Here is a 12012-nt window from a genome sequence, read left to right as displayed (position 1 = left end):
GGAGCTCTTTTTAACGGGCGGGGCGCAGCTTTTGCCATGGTCGACGCCCCTTATGTGCCTAACCCAGTTTCTCATGGCTGAGAGGACAAAACCGGCCCTTGCCTGAACACAGGGACATTCCTGATAGGCATACATATATTACCATTAAGGGAGGACATCGGGTCGAGGAGTCAGCGGCGGGACACGTTTCGACTTGCCCGAGTATACGGAAGCTCAGTGATGTGCCTGTCCGTATCCGTCTTTTGTGACCGGAAGCCGTGTACTGGCACAATTGTTTTGCGGAGGCGTAGTTTAATGAAACAGGAGCACGGCGTATTTCAACTGAAGAAAGGAGCAGCTATAACATGGCAAATCAGGCCCCTATGCCCCATGTGTGGACGCAGCAAGCGCTTTATCAGCAACCGAATAACAGCGGTTCTAATTTCTCGGCTCTAAACTCATGCCCACCGCCACCAGTAACTACGAATCCGGCTTTTCCCTCCACGGCATCTTTGGGGATGTGTACTCCCCTGGCCGTGACCCAAAACGGAGAGGATATCTTTGTGACCGCTTCTATTCCCGCGGAAGCGATTATCACTTTGCCGACTTTTGCCCTAGAAATCAAAAAAGTCACGAAAAACGTAAAAATCACGCAATGCAGGTTTTTCAACGCGATTCCGCCTCTATGCCCGGGCCAGCCTCAGGATACTCCGAAGCTCTTCCTGGGGGGGTATGTACGCAAAAACATTCAGTATTCGGAAGTTGTAACCCAGACCGCGACCTCCGTGCAAGGCACGATCAAAGACTTCGTGATTGATATTCCCATTTCGTGTGTCCTCAATTTGGGCACCGGCCTGATCTTACCGGCCACCGGGCTCAGCCAACAGCAAGTCTATGAATTCGCGACCAGCACCTCTCTGCCGGCCGGATTCGCGGCCAAAGACAAGCTGTTAGCGGCCGATCTCTCGGAGTTCAATGTGTTAAGCAGTGAGTTCCTGAACCCACTGCCCACCTGCACTCTGGTCTACAGTCAAATCAATGAAATGGACGAAGCGTTGGATCGGGTGCCGTTGCCCGGCGGACCTTTTGAAGAAGGAATCTTCAGGACTTTGCAGGAGAAGATGGTCGTTGTCATTCAGATAAAATTGAAGATCAAAACATTCCCATACGGTAGTTGAGACGGAGATAATTCGGGTGTGGAGATGGGATTTACGCTGTAGTTGTCCATTGAGATGATTTCACGGTTCTCGTCTTGTGACCAAGAGGCTCAGCCGTGTGCCCCCGGTTTTAGCCTGGTTTTAGCCGGCTTTAGCCAGGGGGAGATTCGGGTTCGGGTCGTTGCTTCTTCATTCTGTTCGCCGGAAATACCTCAAGGATACCCCGGGATTGAGGCCAGATGGGGCCGCTCGGCCGCAGGAATGCTTACGAAATTTGAGGTCGGGTGCTGGGAGATTGCTACCGCCGCGTTGTTCGGCCGCAGGAACTTTTGCGAAGCACCTGCGGCCTTCTCCGATCTTTTTTCTGTTCGGGGGAAAGGGCCGATCCGCGCCAATTCCATTCACAGAATCAGTCCCTTATTGCATCTACGACTGACTGCATTATAGCTGAACGATTTACCAAATACTGCAGGCTCTTCTGTGAATGTCCGTATAGCGATTTATCCCCCGCCTATAGTGGCCTATAAAGGACGGGGAACTTCTCGCAAGTTATGTTAAACCAGGGAAGTCACACATATCTGAGGGAAAGAGACGAAACTTTCCGGGGAGATGGGGACATTTCCCATAAACTGACATATATTGCTAGTACAAGGGGGGACAGCGAGGCGAGGAGGCCGCCGGGAGATAACAAGATTCCGCTCCCGGGTGTAGCGGAGGCTCTGGCCGGTAAACGGCCATGTTAATCTGTCTTTTATAAAAGCCAAAGCCGTGTACTGGCACAACTACCCGGAAAAAACGTAGTGTAACGAAGACGGGTCACGGCGTATTTTGACGAAGGAGAGGAGCAAACCTAAGATGACTAACCAAATTCCGCATGTTTGGACACAACAGCCCCTAACTATGCAACCTGATGCGACCAGCTGCAACGTTGGCTGCACAAATCCAAGCTCAACGCTTGATCCGAACCCGGCTTTTCCCTCCACGGCATCCCTGGGGCAGTGTACTCCCCTGGCCGTGACGCAAAGCGGAACCGACGTTTTTGTCACCGTTTCCATTCCGGCGGAAGCGATTTTCACTTTGCCAACCTTGGCCCTGGAAATCAAGAGGGTTACCAAAAACGTAAAGATCACCCAATGCAGGTTCTTTAACACTATTCCCCCTATTGCAAGCGGTCAGCCGTCCGATACCCCGAAGCTATTTCTGGCAGGATTCGTGCGTAAAGATATCCAGTATTCACAAGTTCTGACCCAAACCTCCACGACGGTGCAGGGGAGTATCCAGGACTTTGTCGTCGACGTTCCGATTTCCTGCGTCGTAAGCCTGGGCACAGGCATTAGCGTGCCGGCGACGACTTTTGGGCAGCAACAGGTTTATGAATTCGCGACAAGTACGTCGCTGCCCGCGGGATTTGCCAGCAAAGATCAGCTATTGTCGGCCGATCTCTCGGAATTTAACGTCTTGAGCAACGAGTTCCTGAACAAGCTGCCCACCTGCCATCTTGTTTACAGTCAAATCAACGAAATGGATGAGGCCCTGGACCGGGTGCCCTTGGTGGGAGGACCCTTCGAAGAAGGTGTTTTCAGGACCGTTCAGGAAAAGATGGTCGTTGTCATCCAGGTCAGGTTGGCCTTTTAAAGGAACCTGCCGGTAAGGCGCTTACCGCCGCGCGGCAGGGAGCGAAGACACCGACCCAGGGGGCTCCGCTGAGAGGACGCAGGGGAGAACGATGCGGGTGAGGAGACTGGGAGAACCCCGGGAGGGGGTTCAGGCGAGAGAACCCAGGTGAGAGAACCCAGGTGAGAGAACCCAGGTGAGGGAACCCAGGTGAGGGAACTCAGGTGAGAGAACCCAGGTGAGAGAACCCAGGTGAGAGAATCCAGGTGAGAGAACTCAGGTGAGAGAACCCAGGTGAGAACCCAGGTGAGAGAACCCAGGTGAGAGAACCCAGGTGAGAACCCAGGTGAGAGAACCCAGGTGAGAGAACCCAGGTGAGGGAACCCAGGTGAAGGAACTCAGGTGAGGGGACTCAGGTGAAGGAACTCAGGTGAGGGGACTCAGGTGAGAACCCAGGTGGGAGAACTCGGTTGGTAGAACTCGGATGAGAGAAGATTGGTATGTGGGGGGACCCCCGGCGGGGGTCCCCCCAGCTTTTTTGGCGCATTGGCGCAGGAGAAGTGAAGACGCACGTCGTATGCCGAAGATATTTGGACGGACTGAGGAGATTTGGCAAGGTGGGGGGAAGCCGCCCGCAGGAGCGATTCCGCACCTGACCAAGCCAAACTTGCCTCGGTCGCATGGAGAACATCGCCTTCGACCAACCGCGCGAGATTGGCACTGCAGGGATGCCAAAAGCGCAAAGATTTTATGGAAAAGTTTTAAACGGCCTCAAATTCTCAGTTTCCTTTAAGGCGAAGGCTTTAATATAACAACTGTTCCACTAAGTACCCCGGAAGAAAAGGTTCCCCTGTGCAGACCGAAGGAGTTGGAGCGGCCGCCCCCCCCAGGTAATGTTATCACATTGACCGGGAATCGGCCGGCGGAAAGGAGGAGGCGGATCGGACGTAGGTACGAATTAGTTATGGGCGAGTAAAGCTTGATTTATTGGAAGGAGAGAGGTTTAAGTGAAAAAACGCTTATCGCTGGTTTTAATCCTGAGCATGCTCTTCCTGCTGGTGGTGGGAGCCACAGCGGCTCAGGCCGCTCCCTGGCGAGGGTACAACCGGTTCTACGGCCAGGATCGTTTTCAAACTTCCATAGCCATTGCCCGTCAACTTTATCCGGGACAGGTGCAAAATGTTGTTCTTGCTTCAGCATATAGCTTTCCGGACGCACTGGCGGCCAGCACTTTAGCCGCCAAATTAAAGGCTCCCATCATTTTGATTGGGCCCAGACTGCACGACTCCCTGGTCAGCGCCGAGTACGTAAAGAATCATCTGGTTGCCGGCGGAACTGTCACGATCGTCGGCGGAGTCGGAGTCGTTCCCCAGAGGGTTGAGCAGTGGATGCTCAACCGGGGCTTCTCGGTAACCCGTTTAGGCGGCAGTGACCGTTTCGCTACCGATGCCGACATAGTCAAACAACTGAATGTGCCGCAAGGCACGCCGCTCGTCGTGGCTAACGGGTACGATTTCCCCGATGCGCTCGGCATCTCCTCCGTAGCAGCGAGTAAGGGCTGGCCCATCCTGCTCACAGGGGTGAACCGGATCCCGCAAACGGCGCTGGATGTTATCAAAAGTGATGCCCCGACGAATATTTATGTAGTGGGCGGCGAAGGTGTCGTGAGCGACAGCGTTTATGCCCAGATCCAGGCGGCCGCCCCCAGTGCCCAAATGGAGCGCTTTGGCGGTGTGGACCGTTTTGAGACCCTTTCTCTCATTCTCAATCGGTTCTTTCCCAATCCCAGCCAGATTTACGTGGCCAACGGGTTCGACTTTGCCGACGCTCTGTCCGGCAGCACCCTGGCCGCCGCTAACAACGCCCCGATTCTTTTGATTAATCCCAGAAGCTATCATCTGCCCGCAGGTGTGCACGATTATCTGGTAACGCTCAGAAATAACGGTGTACAGCCTCAGGTGAATGTCCTGGGCGGAGACGGGGCAGTTCCGAGGCGCTTGGTGGAGAGGGTTAACGACATTCTTCAAAATGGCAGCGTACCCACCCCCCCGGCGACTGGCAGTGAAACCCTGACGGTCAGCAACCCGTCAACGACCGGGTTCACCGTCTCCTTGAGCCCAGCCCTGAACGGTTTGGCTTCGGCCAACTTCACTTTGTCAGATAGTTCGGGGAATCCCATCGCTATCACCGGGGCGGCAACGAGCGACAACGGAGCGACCTACACGCTTAGCGCGGCGTTAACTGCCGGCCAGACCTACTCGCTGACGGCGAGTGACACAGGTTATACTTTTGGGAGTGCCCAGTATGTGACGGTGTCGGCCGCTGCGGTCAGTGTAGCGACTTCTGTCTACGGTCCTTCGACTACCGGCTTCACTCTGGACCTGAGTCCCGCCGTACCGGGTCTGACGGCAAATAACTTCACCCTCTCCGATGGTTCGGGAAACCCCGTGGCCATTACCGGGGCGGCAACCGCTAACAACGGAGCGGCATATCAGATTAGCGCCGCTTTGACAGCGGGACAGACCTACGTGGTGACGACGAGCGCCGAGGGGTACACCTTCGGAGGTGCCCAGTATGTGACGGTGCCGGCCGCGACTGTCACTGAAAGCTTAACGGTGAGCAACCCCTCTGCGACAGGATTCACGGTGTCTTTGAGCCCAGCCTTGAACGGTTTGACTTCGGCGAACTTTACCCTCGCAGACAGTTCGGGAAACCCGGTAGCCATCAGCGGGGCGACAACCGCCGACAACGGGGCGGCCTATACGATCAGCGCGGCTTTAACGGCCGGTCAGACCTATACGTTGAGCGCGAGCGCACCGGGCTGCACCTTCGGAACAGCTCAGACTGTGGTGATTCCGCAAAGCTGAGCGGGGACCAAGCGGGGGCCAATACAAACGGGGGCCGATAGATGCAGCTTGGGACCACGGACTCGGCTAACGGCACTCTGAGTCTGCTGTAACAACTTAAACAGGTACAGGTGTGCCCGACGGACTGGGCTGTGGCACTCAGGCCCGCGGCCTGCGGCTTCCGGCTAAGCATTCCGATTAACGAAGTTTAAGAACGTGTCGTATTTAACCTCCTTATCTTCCCGCCGGGAAGCGAGGAGGTTACTTTTTTGTCCCGTCAGATTTGTATGCTGCCGCAGAGGCGCCGACAAACGCTGAAAAGCGTGCGATGACTGCGCGGCGGCAATTTCAGGGTTGAAAGTGTAAGTATGAATTCCGGGACGTTCCGGCGCAGGTAGGGCAAGGGCATCCCGCAAATCCAAGGGGTCCTCGCGTATACATTGACGTACCGATGATACCCCGGGGAATTTCATCGGAGAATTTGACCGGGCTCATTTGCCATTGTCAAGGAGGTGAGGCGGGCCGCGGCTATTATCCGGCAGCTTGATTATTATCAGCGAATCTGATGGCAGTAAAGCGGCTAGGTGGATACGTTTGCAGGAAAGAAGCGCCGACCCGGTAATCAGGTGCCGACCCGGTAATCAGGTGCCGACCCGGTAATCAGGTGCCGACCCGGTAATCAGGTGCCGACCCGGTAATCAGGTGCCGAATCGGTAATCAGGTGCCGAATCGGTAATCAGGTGCCAAGTCGGCAGTCAGGTGCCGGGTCGGTAATCAGGTGTTGGATCGGTAACCATGACTTTGGAGAAGGAGGATTTAGTTTCATGTTTCGAAAGAAGATGACAGCCTTGGCTGTCTTGGTGTCCCTGATGCTCCTCGTCGCAGCGGTTCCCGCACAGGCGGCTCCGTTCTGGAAGGGGAGTAACGATGAGGCTGTAGGTCATGGCGGTCATGGCCATATGCAAAATTGGCGGGATTTTGGGCGCTTGTTTGGGCTGGACAGGTTCGGAACCTCAGTCCGGATAGACGAAGATATGTATCCCGACCAGGTGCAAAACGTGGTGCTGGCTTCCGGCAACGGCTATGCGGACGCGCTCTCTGCCAGTGTGCTGGCCCATCAACAGAATGCCCCTATCGTTTTGGTCAACAATGGTGTCAAGGGTTCCGCTAAGGCTCTGGCTTACGTCAAAGAGCATTTAGTTAAAGGCGGACACGTCTTCATTGTCGGCGGGCGAGGGGTTGTCACGTACAACTTGGCGCAGCTGCTGCGGCAGTTGGGGTATGTCGTGACCAGGCTCGGAGGGGTGGATCGTTATCAGACGGATACCCTGGTAGCCCAACAACTCAATGTACCGCTCCACACCCCAATTATTTTGGCTAGCGGTGAGAATTACCCTGATGCTCTCGGCATCTCTTCCGTCGCGGCCAGTAATGGCTGGCCCATTCTGCTGAGCGGGCCGAATGTTCTTCCTCAAAGTGTCAGGGATTTTGTCTACAACGATCAGCCGTCACAGACTTACATCATAGGGGGAACCGGGGTTATCTCGACGAAGGTTCAGGAACAGGTTCAGAGTATCGCTCCCGGCACCGCGATTACCCGGCTGGGCGGAGCGGACCGCTTTGCGACCCTGGCCGACATCCTGTTCAAGTTCTTCCCTGACCCCACTCAGATCTATGTGGCCAATGGGTATGGGTTTGCCGACGCTTTAGCGGGAAGCCCGCTGGCCGCGAACCATAATGCCCCGATCCTTTTGGTCAACCCGAATTCAAAGAGTTTGCCGCCCGCGATTGTTACGTATCTGTTGATGCTGCAAGCCAAGGGGATCCAGCCGCAGGTCGCAACCCTGGGCGGTACGGCGGCGGTGCCGGACGAGATTCTGCAAGATGTCGCTAATATCCTGAACGGCCAGTACCCTCAAGGGGGCGGGGTGCCGATTCCGGCCACGATCAGTGAAACCTTAACGGTGAGCAACCCGTCAACGGCTGGATTCACGGTGTCCTTGAGCCCTGCCTTGAACGGTTTGACTTCGGGCAACTTCACCCTTCTGAACAGTTCGGGCAGTGCCGTGCCCATTACTTCGGCGGCGACGGGCGACAACGGAGCGACCTATTCGATTGCTGCCGCTTTAACGGCCGGCCAGACCTACGCGGTGACAGCGAGTGACACAGGTTACGCTTTTGGAGGCACCCACTATGTGACGGTGCCCGCTGCGCCGGTCAGCGTAACGACGTCTGTCTACGGCCCTTCGACCACGGGCTTTACACTTGACTTAAGCCCCGCCGTACCTGGTTTGACGGCAAACAACTTTACCCTTCTTAACAGCGCGGGCAGTGCCGTGCCCATTGCCTCGGTGTCAACCGCCGGCAACGGAGCAGCCTACGGGATTAGCGCTGCCTTAACTGCCGGACAGACCTATACGGTGACGACGAGCGACACGGGCTACACTTTCGGGACCGCCCAGAGTGTGGTGGTTCCGCAGAGCTAAGCAGGGACCCAGAGACCCGACTTGTGAATCCAGAGACCCGACTTGTGAATCCAGAGACCCGGCTTGTGAATCCAGAGACCCGGCTTGTGAATCCAGAGACCCGGCTTGTGACCCGGAGACTGAGCTTGCGATCCACAGACTCTGCGATGAGGGCCTGCCGGCCAGGCACACTTCCGGTGTCTCCAAGCGAAGGGGATTAGGGGATTAAGGCTAAACTTCGGCGTCCGGGTTCATAATCGGCGGATGCTCTTTCAGTCGGACTCGGTGCCGGACAAACAGACGGATGTTGTGCCGGACGAGTGTACGGACAATTGCCTTGGAAAGGCCCCGGGGAGACTTAATTCCCGGGGCCTTACGGCCTTTGTCAGTACTCAGCAGAAGACTCCCACCTCTAAAGTGGGAGATGGAAGATTTGTGACCTGGTTAACACACCCGGAGAGGTTACGTATCTACGGCCCACCGGGTAAACGAGGTGGAAAGTAGTAGAAGCCCAGTTCCGGGCCTGGAGAGAAACAAACCTCTCCGGTTGTCGGGAGGGTCAAGGGATGGCTGGCATCCGGCGCTCAAGACCGCATCTTGAGCGGTGAATGGGATCTTCTGAACTGAGGATTGTTCCAACCTGCCGGCGATATTCTCCCCGAAGCCTCCGCCTCTAAGCCTAAAGCGTAGGTGGGGGAGGTTCACCTTTTGGTTTTAAGAGTAGCTATCTGGGGTCCAGGAGCAGTCCAGTCGTCTCTCGGGCCTTAGAGTATTGGCCCCCGATTTTGCAGTGCTTGTCAGGAGGAGATTGACGCAGGGCGTGCGCGCCGCCCATTTTGCGGTGTTGAGGGCGCCATCCGGCGGTTCGCCGCTTCGCCGGGATAGTTTGCGGGGACCAGTTCTGCTATAATGAAGCGTAAGAGTTTGCGATGCTGCAGTGTTTGGATGCTGCTGCGTTTGGGCGAGAGTCAATCAGAGCGCGGTCAGCTATAGGTTCGCAGACCCCCAGGCTTTAACCGCTTTAAACCGGCTTTAGCCATGAGAGTTCCCAAGGACAGTGCGGAAAAGAGGAAGAAGGGTTGAGAAACAAAGTTCTGGATGCGGTCAGAGGGCTGGGGATTCTTCTCGTCATCTTAGGCCATACCAACGGGCGCCCTCAGCTTTTGATGAAGTTTATCTATTCTTTCCATATGCCTCTGTTCTTTTTTGTCTCGGGGTATCTTTTTAACGTGGAGAAATTCCGGAAATTCCGCTGGCGGGATTTTTTGCTCTATAAGGGCCGCCGGTACATCCAGCCCTACTTCGCTTTCGCGTTCACCTTTTATCTCCTCTTCGTGGTCCTGCCGGAAGCCCGAGCTGCTCTTGGAGGTGCACCGGTGGCGATTCAGCCCCTGGAGAAATACTTGGTCGGCATCTTCTACTCGCGCGGGACGGCGGCGTGGTTGCCGGTGAGTTCTCCCCTCTGGTTTCTGACCGCTTTGTTCATGACTGAACTCTTTTTCTTTGCCGTTTTGAAGCTGACGCGGACAGATCTGGCCCGTTTCTGGCTGATCGGGTTGCTGGCGTTTCTCGGCTATCTCACCTCCCTCAAGCTGTCGGTCAAGATCCCTTGGAACGCGGACACCGCCCTGACCGCGCTGGCTTTCTTTTACGCGGGCCGAGTGCTGCGGGCGAAAGGGTTTGTTTCCGTGCCCATTGGCTTGCGGGCTATAGGTGCGGCCGCATTGGTCAGCTTTTTCGCGGTGCGTTACAACCACATCATTGTCAGTTTTGACGATAACCGTTACGGAGACGGTCTGTTGATGTACGCCGGGGCCCTGGCGGGGATTCTTCTGGCCTTCGCGCTGGCTCAGCGCCTGTCGGAGGGGCGCTTTCTCAGATTTCTCGGCAGGAATACCCTTCTCATTATGGGTTTGGATTTTGCCGTGCTGCGCTTGGTCAACATCTTGTTAGCCAAGGTAGGCCCAGCCTGGCTTTTGAGTTTTATCCTTCAGGTTCTGATTATAAGCCTGGTGATTGTGGGATTACGAAAAGTCCCGTCTCTCTACCGGCTCTATTCGGGTAAGGTCGACGGGTAGAACCGGGGTTTATGGATCGGGGATAAGGTGGGTCTGTCAATCGGGAGAATTGTGAGTTTGGCAGCCGGGGGAATACCAGGTTGTAATCGCCAAGAGGTGGCTTTGTTCACCGGTGGAAAATTGGTCTTCAAATTGCGAGAAGAATGCGTTAGAATACTGGTTTCTTAGTCACTATAACGGCAAGTTTGTCTATAGGGAGAACCGGGAATGGTATAGAGAGTCTGCTCAAACGGTTTGTTCAAGGGGGCGAAGGATTTGGCGGCGGGTGACCTGCGCTTTCGGCGCTACCGGGACGAAGATTTCGAGGAGTACGCGCAAGTGTTCGAGGCGGTCTACGGAAAAGCGCCGGATCGGGATTTTTTCATGTGGAAGAATCTAAAGAACCCGGCCTCGGGGGAGGGGGCACTCATTTACCTGGCCTTGAATGGAGAAGGCAGGATTGTCGGAGCCAATTCTTTCTTTCCGGGTGTTTTGGAGTATGAGGGGACCTCTTATCGTGCGGTGCAGTCGGGAGATACCATGGTCCTCAAGGAATACCGGGGCAGGGGTATTTTTGGGAGGATTCTGGCCTTCGCTCTGGCGGATTTGCGGGCGCAAGGCTATGCGCTTATCTACGGTTACGCCAACGGGAATTCCTACCCCGGTTTTCTCAAGGCCGGCTTTGCGGATCTGGGGCGCATTGATCTTTTTTACCGGGTGCTGAGCTGGCAGGGGCTTTTGGCAGGACGGGGCCCGGTCTGGCGGTTGCTCGGCGGGGTAGTGGACCGGAGTAAAAACATCCTGCAGTGGCCTGCCCGCTCCCATGACTACCGGGTGGAAAGCATAGCCCCGGAGGCCGCGGCGGTAGTTCTTGAGGGGAAGGAGGCAACCGGCCGGGGCATTCAGCCCCGCAAAGACGCGGCTTATCTGACGTGGAAATATCTGGACCAGCCCCATAGAGAGGAGCGGGAATACCTGACGCTGGTCGTGAGAAAGGGATCTGACGACGCGGCGGGAAAGGGATCTGACGGCGTGTCGGGGAAGGGATCGGACGACACGGCGGGGAAGGGACCGGACGACACGGCGGGGAAGGGACCGGACGACACGGCGGGGAAGGGACCGGACGACGCGGCGGGGAAGGGATCTGAGGATGTAGTAGGAAAGGGGCCCCAGGATGCGGTGCAAAAGAGTTCTGAGGAGGCGACGCAAAAGAGGCTTGACGACGCGACGGACAAGAGCTCTGAAGATGTAGCGGTGTTTGTGGTGCGCTTGGATCGCCACGACCATTTCTCCGGCGGCGAAATCGTGGAGAGTTTCGTTTCCCGGGCAGAGGAGGCCGCAGCGTCATTAAGCGAGCTTGGGCGCTATCTGAACCGGAGGGGCATCGCCTTTGTTAGGGTCTGGGACCCGGGCGGGGGTGCTTTTCCGTCTCATCTGCGCGGGAACGGTTTCTTCAGGAGACAGGTGCCGCTCTATCTCATCGTCAAGGTGCTGCAGGCAGACTTGGAGTTCTTCACGGAACGGGAGCGCTGGCAGATCAGCGCCGGGGATGCCGACACAGCCTAGGGGAGAAAGCCTCAGGGGGCGCGGCAATGAGGCGGCAGATTAGCGGGAAACTGATGCAGAATCCGACCCGGGTGCGGGGTCCTAAGTTTGGTTTCAGAGGTCCAGTGTCCAGAAGCGGCCAAGAGGCGGGAGACCTGGAGACGGGGACTTGGCGTTTTGGAGGTAGTAACAGCCGCAAAAGCATTAACCAGGTACGGGCACGCAGAGTTTGAGGGGTGCGCATGTCGCACAGATGCCGGGAGTCCGACTCCGCGGCAACCGCGTGGATTCCGGGAACCCTGGGAACCGCGTGGACTGCCGGAACCGCGTGGACTGCCGGAACCGCGGG

Annotated in this window: 7 protein-coding genes; all 7 read left to right on the top strand. The window is 56.3% G+C overall.

All coding sequences use genetic code 11. The annotated features are described in order from the left end of the window. Positions 1-542 precede the first annotated feature (542 nt). The 7 genes from MNU25_RS01050 (at position 543) to MNU25_RS01020 (ending at position 11896) form a co-directional block, all read left to right on the top strand. The gene (locus MNU25_RS01050) at positions 543-1157 is read left to right on the top strand and encodes a CsxC family protein (RefSeq protein WP_240983381.1); all 615 of its coding nucleotides are present in this window, start codon (positions 543-545) and stop codon (positions 1155-1157) included. Positions 1158-1991: 834 nt separating this feature from the next. Next, positions 1992-2771: a CsxC family protein gene (locus MNU25_RS01045; RefSeq protein ID WP_240983380.1), complete on the top strand. Its 780-nt coding sequence runs from the start codon at positions 1992-1994 to the stop codon at positions 2769-2771. Between the two features lie 986 nt (positions 2772-3757). Next, positions 3758-5617 (top strand): cell wall-binding repeat-containing protein, encoded by a 1860-nt coding sequence (locus tag MNU25_RS01040; RefSeq protein ID WP_240983379.1) that lies wholly within the window; start codon positions 3758-3760, stop codon positions 5615-5617. Between the two features lie 803 nt (positions 5618-6420). Next, positions 6421-8082, top strand: a complete 1662-nt coding sequence (locus MNU25_RS01035; RefSeq protein WP_240983378.1) for a cell wall-binding repeat-containing protein — start codon at positions 6421-6423, stop codon at positions 8080-8082. 1058 nt (positions 8083-9140) lie between these two features. Then, the gene (locus MNU25_RS01030; RefSeq protein ID WP_240983377.1) at positions 9141-10139 is read left to right on the top strand and encodes an acyltransferase family protein; all 999 of its coding nucleotides are present in this window, start codon (positions 9141-9143) and stop codon (positions 10137-10139) included. Positions 10140-10394: 255 nt separating this feature from the next. Further along, positions 10395-11684, top strand: a complete 1290-nt coding sequence (locus tag MNU25_RS01025; RefSeq protein WP_240983376.1) for a GNAT family N-acetyltransferase — start codon at positions 10395-10397, stop codon at positions 11682-11684. Between the two features lie 26 nt (positions 11685-11710). Next, positions 11711-11896 carry a hypothetical protein gene (locus MNU25_RS01020; protein ID WP_240983375.1) on the top strand — a complete coding sequence of 62 codons (186 nt, stop codon included), beginning with the start codon at positions 11711-11713 and terminating at the stop codon, positions 11894-11896. Positions 11897-12012: the final 116 nt, after the last annotated feature.

This window comes from Acididesulfobacillus acetoxydans, from assembly GCF_902729405.1.
Taxonomy (GTDB): Bacteria; Bacillota; Desulfitobacteriia; order Desulfitobacteriales; family Desulfitobacteriaceae; genus Acididesulfobacillus; species Acididesulfobacillus acetoxydans.
This window is presented reverse-complemented; position numbering and strand designations above follow the sequence as displayed.